The following is a 20,992-nucleotide window of genomic DNA, read 5'->3' on the forward strand; positions in this document are numbered from 1 at the left end:
TTACCTGAGGCCACCCGGGACGACCGCGACCCGCCTCGCAGGAATCCGACGGCCTCCCTGCCGCGCCGCCCGGCCCCTGTGCGGTCGGGGACGGTGAACAACCGAGCGTCTCGGCGGTAATGGGCCGGTGGGCATGATCTGTGACCCGTTGGGCTCATGCCCCGTGGAGCCCGCCGTCAAAGGCTGGGATGTGGATGGGGCTGACCGGGCCTCAACCGGGCGGCGAGCAAGAAAAAGATCCTGGAAGCGGTGGGAGTGATGAAAGAGCGGAAGACCCTCTGGGACTACGGTGCCTACGCTCCAGGACCCGTGCTGACCGGGCACGTTCTGGTCGGCGTGGACGGCTCTCACGAGGCGGTACGCGCGCTCGACCACGCCACCGCCGAGGCGCGGGCCCGCACGGCGCCGTTGGAGATCCTGCACGCCTGGCCGTGGTCCAGGCACGGAGCGGTCGATGTACCACCGGGCGCGAAGAACATGGGCTCGCTCATGGACGGGGCACAGGGTGTGCTGGAGCGCGCCGCCGCGCGGGTGCGTGAACGGGCTCCCGAACTCGACGTGGTGCCGACCCTGAGTCCGGAACCGGCGGCCACGGAGCTGGTGCGCCGCGGTGACTGCGCGGCGCTGACCGTCGTCGGCGGCCGCGGTCCGGGCCGGGTCGCCGAACTGCTGGCCGGCTCGGTGAGCCTGCGTGTCGCCGCCCGCTGCGGCAGCCCGCTGATGGTGGTGCGCGGCGAGCTGACGCCGGGCGAACCGGAACACGGCACGGTGCTGGTGGGGGTGGCCGACGACACCGACGCGAGCGCCGCGCTGTTCGCCTTCGAGGAGGCCCAGCGGCGAGGCGCGCAGGTGCGGGTCCTGCACGTGTCCACCGCACCGCGGCCCTCGGGCAGGGTGCCCGTCCCTCCCACCACGCGTCCGGAGGCGGAGCGGAAGACGCTGCTGCGCAGCGAGGACGCGGTGCCGCGGACGGCGGTTTCCGCGCTCCGGGAGAAGTTTCCCGAGGTCGGGGTGCGGATCGACACCGTGTGGAGTGGCGGGGCGGCTGCGCTGGTGGAGGCCGGCCGGGCGGCCGACCTGGTCGTGATCACGGCGCGCCACCGGCACGGGCGGAGGCTCGGACCGCCGGTCGGCTCGTTCACCCACGCGTTGCTGCACGAAGCGCACTGCCCGGTCGTACTCGCACCCGTCGGCTGAGGACGCCGGAGGGGATCGCAGGTCGCAAGGCGAAGGGAGGAAAAGGGCGATGATGAACTGCAGGGTCAGGGACGTCATGACCCACGAGGTCGTGCGCGCCCATGGCGAGACGTCGTTCAAGGCGGTCGCCCGGCTGCTCGCGGACAACCGCATCAGCGGGCTGCCCGTGGTGGACGACGAGGAGAAGGTCGTCGGGGTGATCTCGGAGACCGATCTCCTGCAGCATCAGACGCTACAGGTGCAGGGGTACGGGCGCAGGCACGTCAGTCGGCCGAAGGTGGCCCGCTCGGCGTGGGCGGCCGCGGCCAGGGCCCCCGCCAGGACCGCGGATCACCTGATGACCCGGCCCGCGATCACCGCCACTCCGGAGCACTACGTGACGGAGGCGGCGCGGATCATGCGTGAGCACGGCGTGGAACGGCTGCCCGTGGTGGACGACGAGGGCCGGCTGGTCGGCATCGTCACCCGAGGCGACCTGCTCCGGGTCTTCCTGCGCACGGACGAGGATATCCGCCGCGAGGTGACCCGACGGGTGGCCCTGGGGCTCGATGTCCCCCGCTATGTCGTGGACGTCGGGGTCGACGCCGGGGTGGTGACGCTGAGGGGGCATCTGGAGCGACGCGACAACGCCGAACTCGCGGCACGGATCGCCGATCGCGTGGACGGGGTCGTGGCGGTCGACAGCCGCCTCACGCACCGCCCGAACGGTACTCGGGCACGCGCCGCCGTCGGCACCTCCGGCCACATGTGACGAGGAATGTGCCGGGCCCTGCCGTCGCCTCCCGGTGGCCGTCCCTGACAAGTGTCGGTCGACTCGTCCAGGATCCCGGAGATCGGGTCGAGAAGTGTGGGGACGCCGTCGGTGTCGACAACGGCCGGCGGCCGGATCGTCCGCACCTCACAGGCGCAGACCGGAAGGGCTCCGTCCGGCCATGGCAGGAGGGCCGACCGGCCCAAGCGCACCCGGTCGGACCAGGACAAACTGAGCTCAGGGGACAATCCCGGCGCCGGGTCCGCGCCCGGTCGTACGAGAGGAAGTGACGGGCCATGGCGGAGCAGGCACCGTCCCGGGCGGCGCAGGGGCAGGCCCTGGGCGATCTCGGGCGCCGTATCGCCGCGCGGCGCGTGGAACTCGGGCTCAGCCGGCACGAGACGGCCGACCGGGCCGGCATGGCGCCGGGCTACCTCAAGTACCTGGAGGAGCGCCCCGGCGCCGCCCCCGGTTCGGGCGTCCTGCTGCGGCTGGCCGAGGTGCTGGAGACCACCGTGCGCGACCTCACCGGCGGCGACGCCGGTCTGCCGCCCGGCCCCGGGCGGCCCGCGCCTGGTGCCCGCCTCGTCGAGCTGAGCGTCCCGGAGTGCCGGGCTCTGCTCGCGGACCACGGCGTGGGACGGATCGCCGTGCCGACCGCCTCCGGTCCCGTCGTCGTGCCCGTCAACTACAGCGTCGTCGACGGCGCGATCGTCTTCCGCACCGAACCCGGCAGTACTCCCGCCCAGGCGTCCGGCTGCCAGGTCGCCTTCGAGGCCGACCGCATCGACGACGCCTTCAGCACGGGCTGGAGCGTGCTCGTGCGGGGACACGCCCGGACCGTGACGGACCCCGGCGAAGCGGCGCGGTTCGACGGGCTGGCCCGCGGCGCGCCCTGGGCCGGCGGGCACCGCGAGGAGTGGGTGCGCATCGACCCCGTGGCCATCACCGGGCGACGTATCACGGCGTGACCCGGGACGTTCTCCGGCCGGACCGGGACCGATGGTCCCTCACCCCGGGTCCGGGCCCGGCGGAGCATGGAGGGAACGCTCCGGCGCTGTATCCAGGTGAGAGACGGACTGGCCCATGTATCCGAACGACGGTTTCCGAGAACTCGAACGGCAGGAGTGCCTGCGTCTGCTGGCGCAGGTGCCTGTCGGCCGTATCGTCCACACGCGTCAGGCGCTGCCCGCGGTGCTGCCCGTCAACTTCTGTCTGGACGGCGACGGGGCGGTCCTGCTGCGGACCTCGGCGGCCTCGGAGCTGGTCCGCGCGGTCGACGGTGTCGTGGTCGCCTTCGAGGCCGACGAGGTCGACTCGGCCGCGCACGCCGGCTGGAGCGTCGTCGTCACCGGCTCGGCCAGGGTGGTGACCGACCCGGCCGAGCACGCCCGGCTGGTGCGCACCGGCCCGCGTTCCTGGGTGCCCTCGCCGGAAGAGGTGTTCATCCGCATAGAGCCCGAGCTGGTCACCGGCCGCGAACTCGTGGGCGGACGTAGCCTGTACGGAGTCGATCTGGCGCACTGAACGACGGTGCCGAGCGCCGCCGGTAGACCAGGTACGGCCGGGTGAGGTAGCCCACCGGGGCGCTCCACACGTGCACGAGGCGGGTGAACGGCCAGGCCGCGAAGAGCAGGCAGGCGCTCAAGGCGTGCAGCCGGAACAGGAGCGGGGCGCCGGCCATCGCCTCCGGCTGCGGCTGGAGGACGAACACACCGCGGAACCAGACCGAGACGGTCTCCCGGTAGTCGTAGCCGCCGCCGAACACGTTGTGCGTGGCGGTCGCGGCGATGCCCAGCAGGACCGTGGCGGACAGCAACGGGAACAGGAGCTTGTCGCTGCGGTCGGTGCCGAGCCGGATCCGCCGGGTCAGCAGCCGCCGCGCACTCAGCATGCCCAGCCCGGCGACCATGGCCGCGCCGGCCACGGAACCCAGCCAGACGGCGGTGGTGTGGTACGCGTGCTCCGAGATCCCGGCGGCGTCCGTCCAGGACGACGGTACGGCGAGCCCGATCACATGACCGGCGATCACGGCGAAGGCGCCCAGGTGGAACAGCGGGCTGCCCCAGCGCAGCCAGCGGTGTTCGAGGAGCTGGCTGGTGCGCGAGGTCCAGCCGAACTGGTCCTGCCGGTAGCGCCAGACGTGGCCGACGGCGAACACCGTGAGGCAGACGTACGGGAGGACGACCCACAGCAGCAGGTCGGCGGTCGAGACGTTCATGGGGTGTCTTCCTCATGTGCGGGCGCGACCACGGTCGGTGCGGCCGGCTCGGGCGGGGTGAAGGTGCCGGGCGGGGCGAACTCCCCGCTGCCGTACGGGTCCAGGCCCACGTCCTCGGCGGGCGGGCCCTCGGCCGCGAGCTCGGCGACGGCCGCCAGGTCGGCCTCGGTGGGCGGCGGCAGCAGCTCGCGCAGCGCGCCGAGCAGGTGCCGGTAGGGCGAGCCGGCGTCCGTCAGGGCGTGGTGGATCAGCTCCAGTCCCCGCCGGTGCTGCCGCAGCGGAGCCTCGCCCCGGCCGGGTCCGGCGAGCGCCGCGAACTCCAGCACGACCGGGAGATGGTCGGGCAGTTCACCACCGTCGATCTCCCAGCCGGCCGCCCGGTAGCGCTGCGCCAGCGCGAGCAGCGCCATGCCCCGGCGCCGGGTGTCGCCGTGCAGGTAGTAGGTCAGGTAGAGGCTGCTCTTGCGGCGTAGGTCGAACATCTCGACGTAGTGCCGTTGCAGCACGTCCGGCTCCTGCCGTGCGAACCAGTCCATGAACGTGGTGAGTTCGGCGGCGGCCGGGGACGGACGCAGTGCGGCGACCGCCCTCGCCAACTGTCCCCGCCCGTTGGCCAGTTCGCTGTCCGGGTACTGCAGGAGCAGGGAGAGCAGGCGGAGTTGCAGGGCACGGCGCTCGGCCTCTTCCGGGGTCGGCGCGGTGCGGCGGCGGGCGGCGGCACGGATACGGGTGCGGACGATCGCCGGGATGGTGGCGGGCAGCGGGCTCATGCGCGGTCTCCGTCGGATGTGCGGCGCAGGGTGGGGAGGCCGAGCATGACCCGGCGTCCGGACGGCTGCCCGTCGGACTCCACCGGGCAGCGGTTCTCCATCGCGGTCAGCGCGGCCGCGTCCTCCTTGTGCGCGGCCGGGACGACATAGCGGTCGGCGTACTTGGCGACGGCGAGCAGCCGGTGCAGGTCCTCCGCCTCACGGGCAGTCAGGCCTACGGCGTCCAGCGCCGCCTCGTCGCCGTCCTCGCCCAGCGTGCGCAGCCGCATGTGCGAACGCAGCGCCGTGAGTTTCATCAGCACCCCGGCCACCACGTCCGTGTCGCCCGCGGTGAACAGGCTCGCCAGATAGTCCAGCGGGATGCGCAGCCGGGTGACGGCGGCGAAGACGTGGTCCGGGTCGTCCTGGTCGCCGCCCGCGCCGGTGACGGCGTCGAGGACGGGGGAGAGGGGAGGCACGTACCAGACCATCGGCAGCGTCCGGTACTCCGGATGCAGCGGAAGCGCGACCTTGTACCGCATGACCAGGTCGTACACCGGCGAACGGCGGGCCGCGTCCAGCCAGTCCTCGGGGATGCCGGACTCCCGTGCCGCGGCCCGTACTTCGGGGTCGTTCGGGTCGAGGAGCACGCCGCGCTGCGCGTCGAGCAGGTCCTGCTCGTCGGGGGTCGCCGCGGCCTCGCCGACCCGGTCGGCGTCGTAGAGCACCACCCCGAGGTAGCGCAGCCTGCCCACGCAGGTCTCCGAGCAGACCGTCGGCTGCCCCGCCTCGATGCGCGGGAAGCAGAAGGTGCACTTCTCGGCCTTGCCGGTGGCGTGGTTGACGTACACCTTCTTGTACGGGCACGCCGTCACGCACATCCGCCAGCCCCGGCAGCGGTTCTGGTCGACCAGGACGATGCCGTCCTCGACCCGCTTGTACAGCGCACCCGACGGACAGGCCGACACACAGGCCGGGTTGAGGCAGTGCTCGCACAGTCGGGGGAGGTGGAAGAGGAAGGTCTGCTCGAACTCGAACCTCACCTTCTCGGCCCATTCCCCGGTGAGGTTGGGGTCGGCGCCGGCGTGCTCGGGCGCGCCGCCCAGGCTGTCCTCCCAGTTGGCACCCCAGGCGATGGCGGTGGGCCTGCCGGTGAGGACGGATCGGGGGCGGGCCACGGGGATGTCCTGGCCTGCCGGGGCGCTGACGAGGTTGTCGTAGTCGTAGGTGACCGGCTCGTAGTAGTCCTCGATGGACGGCAGGTCCGGGTTGGAGAAGATCGACAGCAGGCGCTTGACGCGTCCGCCCGAGCGCAGGACCAGGCGCCCGCGCCTGTCGAGCATCCAGCCGCCCTTCCACTGCTCCTGGTCCTCGTGGCGGCGCGGATAGCCGACGCCCGGCTTGGTCTCCACGTTGTTGAACCAGGCGTACTCGACGCCGGTGCGGTTGGTCCACGTCTGCTTGCAGGTGACCGAGCAGGTGTGGCAGCCGATGCACTTGTCGAGATTCATCACCATCGCGATCTGTGCCATACAGCGTCCAATAGTGGCTTTGCCACGGGGCATGTCAGTACTCCACTTGCTGGCTGCGACGGCGGATGACCGTGACCTCGTCACGCTGGTTGCCGGTCGGGCCGTAGTAGTTGAAGGCGTACGTGAACTGCGCGTAGCCGCCCGCCAGATGGGTGGGTTTGAGCAGCAGCCGCGTCAGGGAGTTGTGGATGCCGCCGCGCCTGCCGCTGACCTCGGTCCTAGGCACGTTCACCGTGCGGTCCTTGGCGTGGTACATGTACACCGTGCCCTCGGGCATCCGGTGGCTGACCACGGCCCGGGCCGCGACGACGCCGTTGCGGTTGTACGCCTCGATCCACTCGTTGTCCTTGACGCCGATCTTCTCGGCGTCCTGCGTGGACATCCAGATCACCGGGCCGCCGCGGGAGAGCGCCAGCATGAAGGCGTTGTCCTGGTACTCGGAGTGGATGGACCACTTGGAGTGCGGGGTGAGGTAACGCACCGTCACCTCCGCGGCTCCGTCGTGGAGTTCCTCGTCGCCGTAGTGGCGGCGGGCGTCCAACGGCGGCCGGTAGACGGGCAGTTGCTCGCCGACTTCGGCCATCCAGTCGTGATCGACGAAGAAGTGCTGGCGGCCGGTGAGGGTGTGCCAGGGCTTCTTGTGCTCGGTGTTGATGACGAACGGGGAGTAGCGGCGCCCGCCGGTCTCGCTGCCCGACCACTCGTACGAGGTGATCACCGGGCGGGGCTGGACGCGGGTGTCAGCGAAGGTGATCCGCTCGGCCTCGCGTTCGGCGGACAGCTCCGCGAGGCCCTCGCTGCCCGTCCGGCGCTCCAGCGCGCGGAAGCCCTCGGTGGCCAGCCGGCCGTTGGTGGTGCCGGACAGGGCGAGGATCGCCTCGCACATGTCGGAGGCGGTGGCCAGGGACGGCCGGCCGGCGGCCACGCCGTCGCGGACGGTGCCGCAGCGGCGGCGCAGTTCGGCGAGTTCCTGGTCCGGCTTGACGGTGACGCCCTTGGTCGTCGTACCCAACTCGTCCAGCAGCGGGCCGACGGCGCGCATCTTCTCGGCGACGGCCGCATAGTCGCGCTCGACGGTGACCAACTTCGGCATGGTCTTGCCCGGGATCGGCGCGCACTCGCCGGCCTTCCAGTCCCGCACGGTCCCGCGGGGCTGGGCGAGTTCGTCGGGCGTGTCGTGCAGCAGCGGCACGGCCAGGACGTCGGTGCGGGTGCCGAGGTGCCCGGCCGCCAGCTCGCTGAACCGGTCGGCGATCGTCAGGAACGCGTCGTAGTCCGTGCGGGCCTGCCAGGGCGGGGCGATCGCCGGGGTGAAGGCGTGCACGAAGGGGTGCATGTCCGTGCTGGACAGGTCGTCCTTCTCGTACCAGGTCGCGGCCGGCACGACGACATCGGCCAGCAGGCCGGTGGAGGTCATCCGGAAGTCCATGGCGACCAGCAGGTCGAGCTTGCCCTCGGGCGCCTCCTCGCGCCACACCACGTCCTTCGGGCGGGCCTCGGGCGGGGACTCCCGGCTGCGCACCGCGCTGTCCGTGCCGAGCAGATGGCGCAGGAAGTACTCGTTGCCCTTGCCGGAGGAGCCGAGCAGGTTGGCCCGCCAGACGGTCAGCACACGCGGGAAGTCGGCCGGGTCGTCGGGGTCCTCGACGGCGAACCGCAGCTTCCCCGAGGCGAGTTCGCGCACGACATGGTCCGCGACCGTGCGCCCGGCCGCCGTCGCCTCGTCGGCGAGGTCCAGCGGGTTGCGGTTGAAGCCGGGGTGGCCCGGCGTCCAGCCCAGCCGGACCGCCTGCGCCAGGCAGTCGGCGAACGCCTGCCCCTTGAAGCGTCCCGCACCGAGCGGCGACGCCAACTCCTCTGGCCCGAAGGCCTCGTAGCGCCACTGGTCGGTGTTGAGGTACCAGTACGAGGTGCCCGCCATGTGCCGGGTGGGCCGCTGCCAGTCGAAGGCGAACGCGAGGTGCTGCAGACCGGTGACCGGACGGATCTTCTCCTGGCCGACGTAGTGGGCCCAGCCGCCGCCGTTGACGCCCTGGCAGCCGGTCATCGTGGTCAGCGCGAGGAACGCGCGGTAGATGGTGTCGGAGTGGAACCAGTGGTTGGTGCCCGCCCCCATCGCGATCATCGAACGGCCGCGAGTGCGCTCGGCGTTGCGCGCGAACTCCCGGGCGACACGGGCCGCCTGCTCGGCCGGCACGGAGGTGACCGTCTCCTGCCAGGCCGGTGTGTACGGCTGGGAGGCGTCCTCGTACGACGTGGGCCAGCTGCCCGGCAGACCGGGCCGCGCCACCCCGTACTGGGCCAGCATCAGATCGAGGACGGTGGTGACGAGCCGTCCGCCGATCCGGCGCGCCGGGACTCCGCGCACCATGACCGAACCGCCCTCGGTGCCGCCCTCGTCGAACCGGGGCAGGGCGATCACGACCGTCTCCTCGGCCCGCTCCAGCAGGCTCAACTCGGGCACCACATCGCCCAGTTCGAGGTTCCAGCGGCCTCGCCCGGCTTCCCCCCACCGGAAGCCGAGCGAGCCGCCCGGGACCACCGGCTGTCCGGTGGCCCGGTCCAGGAGGACCGTCTTGAACTCGGCGTGCTCCTCGTCACGTCCGAGATCGGCGGCGGTCAGGAACCCGTCGGGCACTAGTCCGTGTTCGTCGTGCTCGCGCAGGGCGACCAGGAACGGGGCGTCGGTGAACGTCCTCAAGTAGTCCCGGAAGTACGGCACCTCGCGGTCGACCAGGAACTCGCGCAAAATCACGTGCCCCATCGCCATGGCCAGCGCCCCGTCCGTGCCGGGGTGCGGGGCGAGCCACTCGTCGGCGTGCTTCACGTTGTCCGCGTAGTCGGGGCTGACCGCGACGACCTTGGTGCCGTTGTAGCGGGTCTCGGTCAGGAAGTGCGCGTCGGGTGTGCGGGTGACGGGGATGTTGGAGCCCCACATCACCAGGTAGCCGGCGTTCCACCAGTCGGCCGCCTCCGGCACGTCCGTCTGGTCGCCGAAGACCTGCGGGGAGGCGATCGGCAGGTCGGCGTACCAGTCGTAGAAGGAGAGCAGGGTGCCGCCGATCAGCGACATGAAGCGGGCGCCGGCCGCGAAGGAGGCCATCGACATCGCGGGGATCGGGGAGAAGCCGGCGACACGGTCGGGGCCGTACGCCTTGACGGTGTGGACGTGGGCGGCGGCGACCAGCTCGCTCACCTCGTCCCAGTCGGCGCGCACCAGGCCGCCCTTGCCGCGGGCCCGCTTGTACGCGCGTGCCTTCGCGGGGTCGGAGGTGATCTCCGCCCAGGCCGCCACCGGGTCGCCCAGCCGCTTACGGGCCTCCCGCCACAGCTTGAGCAACTCGCCCCGCACGTACGGGTAGCGCACCCGGCTGGGGGAGTACGTGTACCAGGAGAAGGACGCCCCGCGAGGGCAGCCGCGCGGCTCGTACTCCGGGCAGTCCGTCCCGATGGAGGGATAGTCGGTGGCCTGGTGCTCCCAGGTGATGATGCCGTCCTTGACGTACACCATCCACGAGCAGGAGCCGGTGCAGTTGACGCCGTGGGTGGAGCGCACCACCTTGTCGTGGGCCCAGCGGTCCCGGTAGAAGCCCTCCCACTCGCCGTCGGCCGGGCCGAACACGGCGCGTCCGTCGGCCGACACCTCACGGCGGTTCAGCAGGCGCCGGGCCGCCATCGGCCAGCCCGCGTCGGCGCGCCGGTGCGGCGGTCGGGCCTTCTCGTCGTTCTCCATGGGACGGGACGTTAGGCAGCCACGGCAGCCGACGCCTGGGGCCGGGCGGCCCCATCGGGGTCCCTACCGGCCCCAGGCGGGCCGTCCTCAGCCGGTCGCGATGTACCGGCCGTGCCAGGTGTGGTCCCATACGGCACCGGAGGAGGCGTTGACCGAGAGCATGCCGTCGATCTTCCCGGAGCGCAGGGTGTGCAGGGTGTAGTAGCCGGGGTATGCCTCGGCCTCGCCGACGGTCAGGTCGCTGCTCCGGTCGCGCAGCCACTGGCGGGCGCGGGCCCGGGCCTGGGCCGGGGTGAAGCGGGCCGGGATCGCGCCGCGGTGGTGCATGCCGTACTCGGTGTTCCACATCATCGCGGGGCCGTACTCGATGCCGGTGTCGCCGTCCGCCGGGTCGACGAGGATCTCGGTGGCGGGCTTCCCGGCCGGCGTGCGCAGTTCGGCGTAGAAGTTGCGCGAGAACTGCATGACCTCGCCGACGCGCAGGCCGAACCGGCGGGCGAAGGCGTCGGCGTGGGCGCGGGCCTGGGCCAGGGTGCTGACGGGGACGCCGTCCCCGGGCAGCCAGTAGTACCCGCCCATCATGGCGGGAGCCCAGGATTGCGGGGTGCCGCCCATCATGCCGGAGCTCCACGACTGCGAGTTGCCGCCCATCATGGAGCGGTTGTGGGACGTGCCGCCGATTGCGCCGTCGCCTGTCGAGCATGCGGCGATGGGTACGGCGATCAGGACCAGGGCCGCCAGCGCGGCGGCGGTTCGCCTGCTGGACACGGTCATCACCTTCCGAGCGGTTGCCATTGGGGCGGGACCCGGTGGGTCGGGTCCGTGCTGCTTCCCAGCCTGACCCCGCAAGGGAGGCGAACCCAGGGGCCGGCCGGCCCGTCGGCCGTGCCGGTCGGGCCGGTCAGCCTCAGCCCCGGTCCGTGCGCAGGGCCAGGACGGGGCAGGCGGCGACGGCGCGACGGGCGTGCCCGCGGAGGCGGGCGGGGACGGTGGTCCGCAGCAGGACGGGGTAGCCCCATTCGTCGAGGTCGACGAGTTCCGGGAGGAGTTCGGCGCACAGACCTCGGCCGGTGCAGGCGATGCGGTCGACGCGAAGGGTACGGGTGTGGGTCATCGCCAGGTCTCCGGGGGTGTCGCGGGCGGCACGGGGAGCCGGGGCGGCCGGTGTGCGGCCGGGCAGGCGCCGTGGGTGAGGTGGTGCTCGACGTCGTCCGCGAAGCAGCCGAGGGCGGAGGCGGCGAGGCGGGCCGCGCCATCGGGGTGACGGCAGGCGCCCCGGTCCGGCAGCAGACCGGTGCGGCGGCGCAGCCGGGAGAGCAGGAGTTGGTCGGCCTGCCCGGCGGCCAGGGCGGCGAAGTCGTCGGCCGCCGCGGGCAGTCCGAACCGGCACGGGCCGCACTGCCCTGCGCTCTGCGCGGCCAGGTAGGCGAGGATCCGGGCCGTCTCGGTGAGCCCGCAGGCGGAGCGCGGGAGCGCGACGAGCACGCCCGCGCCGGGTGCGGCACCCAGCGGGGCCAAGGCTTGCCGAGACAAGGGGATGCCCAGGTGCCGGGCCGGGAGCCAGCCGCCGGCGAACCCGCCGAGCAGGACCGCCCGCAGCGGCTCGGCGGGCCCGCCCGCGCGGTCCAGGACCGTGGCGAGCGGTGTGCCGAGGGCGACCTCCAGGACACCCGGCGCGGCGACGGCGCCGGAGACCGTGACGAGCGTGGTGCCGGGCTCCTGCGCCGTCCCGGCCTGCCGGAACCAGCCGGGCCCGTAGCGCGCGACGAGAGCGAGATGGGCGAGGGTCTCCGCGTTGTGGACCAGGGTGGGGCGGCGTCCGACGCCCCGTTCGTGGCTGCGCGGCGGGGCGCCCAGCGGACGGGCCTCGCCCCCGTCGAGCCAGCGCACCAGGGACGTCGACTCGCTGGAGACATACGCGTGCGGAAGCGCGTGCAGCCGCAGCGACACCTCGTCGAGACACGCGTCCCGACGCTCGTCCATGGCCCTGCTCAGCTGCCAGTACTGCGCCGAACGGCCGCGCGGCACGCACAGGTGGACCGTGTCGGCGCCGACCGCCTCCGCCGCCAGTACCGCGCCGTCGAGGACGAGGTGGGGAGCGACGGCGAGCAGGAACTGGTCCTTGCGGCTGGCCGGTTCGCTCTCCATGGCGTTGACGACGACCACGGGCCGGCCGCGCCCCGCTGCCACCGCCCGCAGTTTCCGGGCGGTGGGGAACCCGGCGCCGCCCCGGCCGGTGAGCCCGGCCGCCTCCAACGCCCGTATCAGGGGCATGGCGTGACGGTTGCCGTGCGCCGCGGTGACCGGTGGCGTTCCGTACCGGCGCAGGTGGTCGGTGAGGTCGGCCGGGCGGCCGGTGGCGTACCAGCCGCTCAGCAGCCGGGTGTCGGTGGCGTGCCAAGTGGCCGTCCGGGCGGGGGCGTTCACCGGCCGCCTCCGAGGTGGAGCGCCGTCGCGGTGGCGGCACGCTGGGCCCAGCCGGGCTGGAGCGGGCCGGCGGCCAGGAACGCGGTGAGGACGACGGGCACGGCGCCCGCGGCCGTGGCGGCGACGAGCCGCCCGGCGGCCCGCCCCGGACCGGCCTTCGCCAGCCGCCACCACACGGCACCGACGACAGAGGCCAGACACCCCGCGTACAGCCACAGTTGGAGGGAGAGCCGGGTGTCGGTGCCCGTGCCCGCGCCGTGGAAGAGCGCGAACGGCCAGGCCGCGTACGCCAGCCAGTGCACGGCCTTCCACCGGCGCACCCCGATCCGCAGCCGCAGCGCGCTGGTGGCCAGCACCGCCAGCAGCAGATCGAAGGCGACCGTGCCGAGGCCGAGCCACAGCGGCCGGTAGGAGGCCGCGAACGGCAGTACCGTCACCGCCCAGCCCAGGTGCACGAATGGGTCGAGCACCGCGGTGACCACGTGCACGACGAGGAACACCAGGGTGAGCAGGGACAGGTTGCGGTGCAGCAGGCCGATCTCGAAGCGGCCGACCGTGCGGGGCGCGGCCCGTCCGCCGGAGGCGACGCCGAGCACCACTGTCGCCGTGAGCAGCACCAGGGCGAGGGTGCCGCCGGCGCGACTGGCGTACCAGAGCGGGCTGCCCACCAGGGCGAGGTTCGTCATCGCGGTCCTCCTGCCGGCGTGGCTTCCGACGGCCATCCGCCGAGCCGTACGACCCGGCCGTCCAGGGCCACCATGCGGGCGGGCAGCCCGGTGCCGCGCAGCCAGTCGACGGCCGCGTGGCCCCGCACGACCGCCGCCGTGCTCGCCGTGTTGGCGTCCACGCAGGTGCCCGCCGCGACGGTGACGGTGCGCCAGACGGGCGCGGCGGGTTCCCCGGTGGCCGGGTCGACGATGTGGTGCACGGTGCGGCCCGCACGTCGCCAGGTGCGTACGCGGATGCCCGAAGTGGCCAGCGCGCCGCTGGTCACGGTGACGGCGGGGCCGCCGTGCGGCGCGGGCCGGGCGTGGTCGTCGGCGAGCGCGATACGCCAGCCGCCGTCCGGCGCGGGACCGGCCACCGCCAGATCGCCGCCCAGGCCGACCAGGACCCCGCACCCCGCCATGGCGGCGGCCCGCCGGGCGGCCCGGTCGGCGGCGAGGGCCTTGGCGGTCGCACCGAGGTCGAGGGACGTGTCCGGGGGCAGGCACAGGGTCGCGGTGCGCGGGTCCCAGTCGATCCGCTGCCACCCGGGCGCGGGCCGGAACACCGGCAGCGGACGGGCGTCCTCGGGACGGACGCAGGCGAACGTACGGTCGTAGCCGAGCGCGATCACCGCACGGCCCACGGTCGGGTCGACCGCACCGTCGGTGAGTTCGGCCGCCCGGAGCGCGGCCTGCAGGGCCTCGGCGAACCGCATGCCCACCATCACCGGGGTGCCCGCGGACAGGTTCACCCGGGTGAGTTCCGAGTCCGGCCGGAAACGGCTGCAGGCCGCGTCGACGGCGGCCAGCTCGGCCCGCAGCACCGTTTCCGCGGCGGGCAGCGCGGCCGGTTCGGTGACCAGGAGGACGGCGGTGGTACCGAGGGCGGGGAACCGCACCTCGGCGGGCGGTGTCGCGGTCGGGGCCGTCATGACGCCCCCGTGGTGGCCTGGGGCGGCTGCTGGGTGGGGGCGGGCGGTTGCGCGGGGAGCTGGAGTGCGGGCCGAGCGCCCCCGTCGTCGCCTTCCTCGCCGCCCTGATCGTCCTCGCCCGAGCGTTGGGCGGCCTGGGGCGAGGACGAGGACGGCACCGCCGGAGTATGGGCGGGCGCCGGAGACGCCGAACTCCCGGGCAACACATGGGTGTAGACGGTCCCCAGGGCGGCGCCGCCGGCGGCAGCGGCGACGACGATCCACCGGGTCAGACCGCGGACCCGCGCCACGCCGCGATCGCGTGCGCGGGCCGCGCCGCCGGGCGGTACGGCGGACTGGTCGAAATCGTGGGGCGGATACGACATGGCAGCGGCTCCCGGGAATCGGCGGCCCTCTCTCGGCTGCGTGCACATCCAGCCTCCGCCGCCGGCTCCCGGGAACCTGCTCAACTCTCCTTCAGAACCGGTTAAGATCTCCGCCCCCGGGAAGGAGCCACCGCGGCAGATCCCGTCCACAGCGGCAGTTCCATTACGACGGTCAGCCCCGATCCGGGAGTGTCCTCCAGCCGTACGACGCCTCCGTTGGCCGTGACCAGCCGGTGGACGATGGCCAGCCCCAGACCGGTGTTCCTGGCCTCCGGATTGCCGAACCGGTGGAACGCCACCTCCTTCGCCGCCGCGTCCATCCCGGGCCCGTCGTCCCGCACCCGCACCTCGGCCGAGCCCCCGGCCACCCGGTGGCCGACCGTGACGTTCCCGCCGTCGGGTACGGCGTCCAGGGCGTTCGCGATCAGGTTGTCGAGGATCTGCTCCAGATGTCCGCTGCCCAGCCCCGCGGTGAGGGCGGGCCCCGCGACCTCCGTGAGTTCGACCCCCCGTTCCCCGGCGACCGGCGACCACGCGGCCACCCGCTCCGCCACCACCTCGTCGACCCGCACGGCGACCGGACGGGGCGTGGCCTGCTCGGCGCGCGCCACCGCCAGCAGCCCGTCCACCAGCCGGGACAGCCGGGCGATCTCCTCCTGGGCGGCGGCCAGCTCCGCCGCCGTCCCGGCCTCCGCACCCGCGGCCAGGACGTCGAGCCGCAGCCGGAGCGCGGCGAGCGGGGTGCGCAGCTGGTGCGACACATCGGCGATCACCGCCCGATGACCGTGCACCAGCGCCTCCGTACGGCCCGCCATCGTGTTGAACGTGGCCGTCAGCCGCCGTACTTCGGGCGGCCCGCCGTCGACGACCGCACGCTCGCCAAGGTCTCCCTCGCCCAGCCGCCGGGCCGTCGCGTCCAGCGTCGACAGCGGGCGGCTCACCCAGCGGGCGAGCCGGACCGACAGCAGGACGCACGCGGCGAGCCCCAGCGCGCCGATCCCCGCGGACCAGCCCCAGATCGCGGCGATCCGCGCGTCGAGCGGATCCGCGGAACGGGCCAGGACGACGGCCCCGGCGGGCTGCCGGACATCGCCGGCCGGCTCCGCGGCCAGCAGTCGGCCCTCGTTCTCCGGCGGCTCGGGCTCGTGCCCGGCGAGCACCCGCTCCACCAGCTCCTCGGCCTCCTCGCCCTGGGCGGCGGCGCACGGCGTGCTCGCCACCGGGCGGCCCGCGGCGTCGTACACGGCGGCGCAGTCCCCGGCGTCGGCCGCCGCCTTCAGTTCCTTGCGCATGGCGGCGTCCGACCGGTGGTCGGAGAGGTGTTCCTCGGCCGCCGCCGCGATCACCCGGGTCGCCGAGCGCTGTTCGTCGCGGAAGGACACCCGCTCCCGGGCCGTCATGAGCACCCCGAGAGGCACCACCGCCAGCACCAGCAGCACGGTCGTCAGGACGAGGAACGTCAGGGCGATGCGGCGTTTCACGGCGGCCCCGCGGACTCCTCGACGGTGCCGAGCCGGAACCCGTGCCCGTAGACCGTCTCGATCAGCCCCGGCACGCCGAGCTTGCGGCGCAAGGCCGCCACGTGCACGTCCAGCACCTTGGTGGGGCCGTACCAGTGGGCGTCCCAGGCCCGTTCGAGGATCTCCTGCCGGCTCACCGTCCGGCCCGGGTCGGCACTCAGGCACTCCAGGATGCCGAACTCCTTCGGCGTCAGCGCGACGGGGCGGTCTGCCACGGAGACCTGCCGGGTGCGCAGATCCACCGCCAGCGGCCCGTGCCGCAGGATCTCCGGCCCGGCCGGGCGCCTGCGCCGCAGCACGGCACGGATCCGCGCCATCAGCTCGGCCAGCCCGAACGGTTTGACCAGGTAGTCGTCGGCCCCCTCGTCCAGGGCCACCACCCGGTCCGCCTCCTCGCCCCGCGCGGTCACCGCGATGATCGCGGCGTCCGACCTGGCCCGCAGCCGTCGGCAGACCTCGATGCCGTCGATGTCCGGCAGCCCCAGGTCGAGCAGGACCACGTCGGCGGAGGCGGCCGCCAGCGCGTCCCGGCCGTTGCGGACACCGTCGACCGTGTAGCCGGCCTGCCGCAGCCCGCGCACCAGGGAGTCAGCGATACCGCGGTCGTCCTCGACCACCAGTACCCGCGTCTCCCCGGAACCGCCGGTGACCTGCCCGTTCATGGGTACGACCGCCTCCTGGGCCCTGCGTCGTGCCGATCCCCGCTGCTTTCAGCCTGTGTGACCCACCGGGCCCGGGAAAAGGGGCCGTTCGTCCTCTGCCGCCGAGCCGGGCACGCGCCGCATCCTCCGGAAGCGACGACGCCGATGTGCGGGGGCTGCGATGACGACACCCGGACGTGCACCGATCGTGGTCGGTATCGCTTCCGGCCCGACCCACCACCCGGCCCTGGCCTGGGGCGCTGACGAGGCCGCCCGTCGCGGCGTGCCCCTCCGGCTGGTCCACGCCCTGGCGACGCCGGACGACGGGCGCGGGGCGGCGGCGCACACCCTGCGCGACGCGGTCGGCTTCGCCCTCGCCCGCCACCCGCGGCTGGAGGTCTCCACGGTGCTCGCCGCGGGCGATCCGGTGCGGCTCCTGCGCGATCAGGCGCGCACGGCGGCGGCCGTGGCGATCGGCTCCGCCTCCCTCGCGCTGCCGGTCATGGCACGCACCCACTGCCCGGTCGTGGTCGTCGGCGATGCGCCTGGGGCCGGAGGGCGGCGGCCGTACTTCGTCGTCGGCGTGGATGTCGGAGTGGACGGCTCCCGGCACTCCGTGGCCGCCGTCGACCACGCCTTCGAGGCGGCGGCCCGGCACGGCGCGCGGCTGCGGGTGGTGTACGTGTGGCACACACCGCTGCTCGGCGTGCTGGACGAACGGGCGGCCCTGCGGGAGGGGCGCAGGCTCCTGGCGGAGACGGTGGAGGCCCGCCGGGTGGCGCACCCGGAGGTGGATGCCCGCCACGAAGTGGTCCGGGGCCGTCCGGCCCGGGTCCTGGCCCAGGAGTCCGCGCACGCCCTCGGTCTCGTCGTGGGCATCCGCGGCCACGGCGGCGTCACCGGCCTGCTGCTCGGCTCGGTCGTCCGCGGCGTGCTGCGCCGTGCCCGGTGCCCGGTCGTCGCGGTTCCCCGGCCGGGCGAGCCCGGCCTCCGGAACGGCCGGGTGCCCCGCGTCCGGGCACCCCGCCGGGCACGAGGCGCCGCGGCACGCTGGACCCGCCTGCTCACCAGGGCGCATCGCAACGGCGTGACCCGTCTCCGCGGCGCGGCCCGGCGGGCCCGCCCCCGCGCCTTGTGGTACCGGTGACGCGGCTTGTGTCACTCCTCCGAGAGGACCGCGACCGGCGGCCGGCGCGGGGTCGCGGCCCCCCGGGCGGCGTGGCCGAGGCGGAGGATCATCTGGGGGAACTCACCCCGGGCGATCGAAGTGCGGATCCGCTCGCGCAGCCCGGGCACTTCGAGGGGCTGTGTGTGGAAGGCGGCCGCGGTCCAGCGGACCGTGGCGTGCAGCAGGACGCGTTGGAGGGCCTGGCCGGCGCGCAGCCGGTCCTCAGGCGTGTCGTGCCGGGTGGTGAGCAGGAGGACCAGCCCTGTGCCGGACGGCCACACGGCGGGCGCGGCGGGCAGGCCACGCGCGGGACGGAGGAACGCGCGCCCCACCAGGCCGGTGCCGTCCGGAGGGCCGGCGCAGGCGTCCAGCGGGACGCCGTCCTGGTGCCCGTCCCGGGCGGCGTGGGTCCAGCGGGCCAACTCGGCGAGCTGCCCGGGGTCGTCGCGGCGCATGGCCTCGGCGGTGCGGACCAGTTCCGCGAGGTGCTCCCGGGCGGGCCGGGACTCCACCCGGTACAACTCGGCGCCCTCGGCGCCGGCCTGCGCACGCAGCTCCCCGAACAGCGGTGTCGGGAGCGGGAGTTGCCGAAAGGGCCCGCGGTGCGTGCGCCGCTGCCACAGGGCACGGTACGCCAGGTCGTCGGCGGTGCCCGGCCGGGCGTACGGCCCCCAGCCCACGTGAGCGAGATGCGCGGGATCCCGCGGGTCGGGGAACAGCCGCACCACGGGCGCAGAACCCAGGTGGCGCATGGCCAGTCGCACGTTGAGCAGGGCCGCCCCACAGCTGATGAGCTGTTCGCGGCCGTCCGGGTCGGTGAGCGGGAGCCGGCGCCCGGCGTCCGCGTAGAGGTCGAGCCCGTCCTCCCGGTGGACGAACGTCCAGGGCTGGGTGTTGTGGACGGAGGGCGCCGCGACGGCCGCGCGGACCAGGTGGCCGGCGGCGTGGTGGCCCTGGATGTGCGTCGTGTACACGGTCGACTTCAGCCGTTCGCTGTGTCGGGGTGGATGCGGAAGACGGGGATGCGGTCGGCGATCCGCTCGAACTCCTCCAGCGGCGCCCGCCGGTCCAGCCGCAGATGCGGCCGGGCCCCCGGGGCCAGGGCGAGATAGCGGCGCAGCACGGGCGCGCGGGCGCCGACCTCGACCTCCTCCAGACGTACGGCCGCGCGCCGGCCGTGCCGCAGCACCGCACGCCCGTCGGCCGCACGGACGTTGCGCACCCAGTTCACGTCCTCGCCGAGCATCGACACCAGAAAGCGCTCGCCCTCGTGGTCCGCGACCACCACGGGCAGCGAGCGAACGCGGCCCGTACGGCGCCCGGACACCTCCAGCGTGACGAGACGGCGCGGCGACAGCCCCGCGGAAGCGGCGAGTGCCGTCAGCCGGTTCATCAGGCGGGCCGGCCGGCCCGGGCGGCCGTCGCGGTACATCCGCCGGTCCAACCGGTGGAGCAGGTGGGTCGAGTCGTCATGTCCCATGTCTCCCCCTTACAGCCTCACTGTCCAGCCTCGCCGGGCGCGCACGGGTCGCGCAGAGGCCGAACGGCCCGCTCGGTGCCCTACGGGTCCCTGGCGATCCGCGACCTGGGTCTGCCGGCCCCGTGAAGAGGACGGTCGGCCCAGCGCGGCCGGGACGTGCGCCGCGGACAGTGGCTGCGGACACCGGGTTGCGTCGCGCGTCCGGTGCCGGTGGCCCCATGCCGATTGCGGGGCCGCGCCGACACGAGCAGAAGGGAAGGCGGCATGTTCCAGTCGTCGACGAGGAGAAACGGTACGGCGGCCGACCCGGCCCGCGTGCCCGGCAGGGCGTGGCCGATGCTGGCCCTGGCCACCATCGGATTCGCCGTCAACTTCTGGGCGTGGGCGCTGCTCAGCCCGCTCGGCCCCCGCTTCAAGGACACCCTGGAGCTCAGCTCCTTCCAGCAGTCGCTGCTGGTGGCCGTGCCGGTCGTGGTGGGCTCGCTGGGCCGCATCCCGGTCGGCGCGCTCACCGACCGCTACGGGGGCCGGGTGATGTTCCCGCTGGTCTCCACGGCCACCGTGGTCCCGGTGCTCTACCTCGGTCTCGCCGGGCACTCCTCCCTCGCCGCGCTGCTGTTCGGCGGGTTCTTCCTCGGCATCGGCGGCACGGCGTTCGCGGTGGGCGTGCCCTTCGTGGGCGCCTGGTTCCCGCCGGAGCGGCGGGGCCTGGCCATCGGTGTCTTCGGAATGGGCATGGGCGGCACCGCGATCAGCGCCCTGACCACGGTGAAGCTGGTGAAGGCCCACGCCACGGCCGTGCCCTTCCTGCTCACCGCCGCGGCACTCGTGACCTACGCCGTGGTCGCGGCCGTGTTCCTGCGTGACGCCCCGGACCGCACGGTGCCCACCGAGCCGCTGTCGCACCGGCTGGCGGCCACCCTCCGCCTCGGCATCACCTGGCAGGCGTCCGCCCTCTACGCGGTGGCGTTCGGCGGCTACGTCGCCTTCTCTGTGTACCTGCCGACGTATCTGAAGACCGGCTACGGCCTCAGCCAGGCGGACGCGGCGAACCGGATGGCCGGATTCGTGCTGCTCGCGGTCGCGATGCGGCCGGTGGGCGGGTGGCTGGCGGACCGCGTCGGCCCCGTGCGCGTGCTGGGCGGAGCGCTGACCGCCGTGGTCGCCGGCGCGGTGCTGCAGTCCTTCACCCCGGCCCTCGCACCCCTGGGCACCCTCGCCTGCCTGCTCATGGCCGGCGCGCTGGGCGCGGGCAGCGGCGCGGTGTTCGCGCTGGTGGCCCTCCTCGCCCCGGCGGACAAGGTCGGCTCCGTCACCGGTGTCGTCGGCGCGGCGGGCGGCCTGGGCGGGTTCGTACCGCCGCTGGTGATGGGTTCGGTGTACGGCGCCCTGGGCTCGTACGCGCTGGGACTGGTCCTGCTGGCGGTCGTGGCCGTCGCCGCCCTGGCCTTCACCGGCACCGGCGTGCGCCGGACGGTCACCCGGCGGCGCCCGGCCGTACAGGCCGGCTGAAGGAGGGCAGACGGCCGCGGGGCCGGACTCGGGCATCGAGTCCGGCCCCGCGGCCGT

20 protein-coding genes are annotated in these 20,992 nt (G+C 74.1%); 6 read left to right on the forward strand and 14 right to left on the reverse strand.

The features are described from left to right. The first annotated feature begins 258 nt into the window (after positions 1-258). The 4 genes from MQP27_RS44505 (at position 259) to MQP27_RS44520 (ending at position 3,475) form a co-directional block, all read left to right on the forward strand. Positions 259-1,197, forward strand: coding sequence for a universal stress protein (locus MQP27_RS44505; protein WP_242776511.1), 939 nt, complete (start codon positions 259-261; stop codon positions 1,195-1,197). Positions 1,198-1,273: 76 nt separating this feature from the next. Further along, the gene (locus tag MQP27_RS44510) at positions 1,274-1,948 is read left to right on the forward strand and encodes a CBS domain-containing protein (protein ID WP_242776513.1); all 675 of its coding nucleotides are present in this window, start codon (positions 1,274-1,276) and stop codon (positions 1,946-1,948) included. A gap of 296 nt (positions 1,949-2,244) precedes the next feature. Beyond that, the gene (locus tag MQP27_RS44515; protein WP_242776515.1) at positions 2,245-2,919 is read left to right on the forward strand and encodes a pyridoxamine 5'-phosphate oxidase family protein; all 675 of its coding nucleotides are present in this window, start codon (positions 2,245-2,247) and stop codon (positions 2,917-2,919) included. Positions 2,920-3,034: 115 nt separating this feature from the next. Continuing rightward, positions 3,035-3,475 carry a pyridoxamine 5'-phosphate oxidase family protein gene (locus MQP27_RS44520; protein WP_242776517.1) on the forward strand — a complete coding sequence of 147 codons (441 nt, stop codon included), beginning with the start codon at positions 3,035-3,037 and terminating at the stop codon, positions 3,473-3,475. On the opposite strand, the gene narI is transcribed toward MQP27_RS44520, so the two are convergent. The 12 genes from narI to MQP27_RS44580 form a co-directional block, all read right to left on the reverse strand. After that, positions 3,417-4,169: a respiratory nitrate reductase subunit gamma gene (narI, locus tag MQP27_RS44525; RefSeq protein WP_242776519.1), complete on the reverse strand. Its 753-nt coding sequence runs from the start codon at positions 4,167-4,169 to the stop codon at positions 3,417-3,419. The genes MQP27_RS44520 and narI overlap by 59 nt on opposite strands. Then, the gene (gene narJ, locus MQP27_RS44530; RefSeq protein WP_242776521.1) at positions 4,166-4,939 is read right to left on the reverse strand and encodes a nitrate reductase molybdenum cofactor assembly chaperone; all 774 of its coding nucleotides are present in this window, start codon (positions 4,937-4,939) and stop codon (positions 4,166-4,168) included. The genes narI and narJ overlap by 4 nt, the downstream gene beginning before the upstream one ends. After that, a complete protein-coding gene (gene narH, locus MQP27_RS44535; protein WP_242776523.1) occupies positions 4,936-6,483 on the reverse strand; it encodes a nitrate reductase subunit beta in 1,548 nt (515 codons plus the stop codon). The genes narJ and narH overlap by 4 nt, the downstream gene beginning before the upstream one ends. Position 6,484: 1 nt before the next feature. Next, on the reverse strand, positions 6,485-10,183 hold the full coding sequence (locus tag MQP27_RS44540) for a nitrate reductase subunit alpha (protein ID WP_242776525.1): 3,699 nt from the start codon (positions 10,181-10,183) through the stop codon (positions 6,485-6,487). Between the two features lie 87 nt (positions 10,184-10,270). Next, the gene (locus MQP27_RS44545) at positions 10,271-10,951 is read right to left on the reverse strand and encodes a hypothetical protein (RefSeq protein WP_242776527.1); all 681 of its coding nucleotides are present in this window, start codon (positions 10,949-10,951) and stop codon (positions 10,271-10,273) included. A 139-nt stretch (positions 10,952-11,090) separates the two neighbouring features. After that, positions 11,091-11,297, reverse strand: coding sequence for a ferredoxin (locus tag MQP27_RS44550; protein ID WP_242776529.1), 207 nt, complete (start codon positions 11,295-11,297; stop codon positions 11,091-11,093). Beyond that, positions 11,294-12,610: an NADH-ubiquinone oxidoreductase-F iron-sulfur binding region domain-containing protein gene (locus tag MQP27_RS44555; protein WP_242776531.1), complete on the reverse strand. Its 1,317-nt coding sequence runs from the start codon at positions 12,608-12,610 to the stop codon at positions 11,294-11,296. Before MQP27_RS44555 ends, MQP27_RS44550 begins: the two co-directional genes overlap by 4 nt. Further along, positions 12,607-13,296 (reverse strand): ferric reductase-like transmembrane domain-containing protein, encoded by a 690-nt coding sequence (locus tag MQP27_RS44560; RefSeq protein WP_242776533.1) that lies wholly within the window; start codon positions 13,294-13,296, stop codon positions 12,607-12,609. The genes MQP27_RS44555 and MQP27_RS44560 overlap by 4 nt, the downstream gene beginning before the upstream one ends. Then, complete coding sequence (locus tag MQP27_RS44565; RefSeq protein WP_242776535.1) at positions 13,293-14,249, reverse strand: FAD:protein FMN transferase; 957 nt, start codon at positions 14,247-14,249, stop codon at positions 13,293-13,295. Before MQP27_RS44565 ends, MQP27_RS44560 begins: the two co-directional genes overlap by 4 nt. Next, positions 14,246-14,614 (reverse strand): hypothetical protein, encoded by a 369-nt coding sequence (locus MQP27_RS44570; protein ID WP_242776537.1) that lies wholly within the window; start codon positions 14,612-14,614, stop codon positions 14,246-14,248. The genes MQP27_RS44565 and MQP27_RS44570 overlap by 4 nt, the downstream gene beginning before the upstream one ends. Positions 14,615-14,715: 101 nt before the next feature. Then, the gene (locus MQP27_RS44575; protein ID WP_242776539.1) at positions 14,716-16,095 is read right to left on the reverse strand and encodes a sensor histidine kinase; all 1,380 of its coding nucleotides are present in this window, start codon (positions 16,093-16,095) and stop codon (positions 14,716-14,718) included. Further along, positions 16,092-16,796 carry a response regulator transcription factor gene (locus MQP27_RS44580; protein WP_242776541.1) on the reverse strand — a complete coding sequence of 235 codons (705 nt, stop codon included), beginning with the start codon at positions 16,794-16,796 and terminating at the stop codon, positions 16,092-16,094. Before MQP27_RS44580 ends, MQP27_RS44575 begins: the two co-directional genes overlap by 4 nt. A 160-nt stretch (positions 16,797-16,956) precedes the next feature. Here MQP27_RS44580 and MQP27_RS44585 point away from each other — a divergent pair, with 160 nt between their 5' ends. Beyond that, the gene (locus MQP27_RS44585) at positions 16,957-17,922 is read left to right on the forward strand and encodes a universal stress protein (protein WP_308290085.1); all 966 of its coding nucleotides are present in this window, start codon (positions 16,957-16,959) and stop codon (positions 17,920-17,922) included. An 11-nt stretch (positions 17,923-17,933) separates the two neighbouring features. Here MQP27_RS44585 and MQP27_RS44590 read toward each other — a convergent pair whose 3' ends face one another. Together MQP27_RS44590 and MQP27_RS44595 are read right to left on the reverse strand one after the other, a co-directional pair. Then, complete coding sequence (locus tag MQP27_RS44590) at positions 17,934-18,917, reverse strand: Acg family FMN-binding oxidoreductase (RefSeq protein ID WP_242776543.1); 984 nt, start codon at positions 18,915-18,917, stop codon at positions 17,934-17,936. A gap of 8 nt (positions 18,918-18,925) precedes the next feature. Further along, on the reverse strand, positions 18,926-19,423 hold the full coding sequence (locus tag MQP27_RS44595) for a nitroreductase/quinone reductase family protein (RefSeq protein ID WP_242776545.1): 498 nt from the start codon (positions 19,421-19,423) through the stop codon (positions 18,926-18,928). Between the two features lie 264 nt (positions 19,424-19,687). Here MQP27_RS44595 and MQP27_RS44600 point away from each other — a divergent pair, with 264 nt between their 5' ends. Beyond that, the gene (locus tag MQP27_RS44600) at positions 19,688-20,935 is read left to right on the forward strand and encodes an MFS transporter (protein WP_242776547.1); all 1,248 of its coding nucleotides are present in this window, start codon (positions 19,688-19,690) and stop codon (positions 20,933-20,935) included. Positions 20,936-20,992 lie beyond the last annotated feature (57 nt).

Origin of the sequence: Streptomyces cylindrosporus (assembly GCF_022698165.1) — a bacterium.
In the GTDB taxonomy this organism is placed as follows: domain Bacteria; phylum Actinomycetota; class Actinomycetes; order Streptomycetales; family Streptomycetaceae; genus Streptomyces; species Streptomyces cylindrosporus.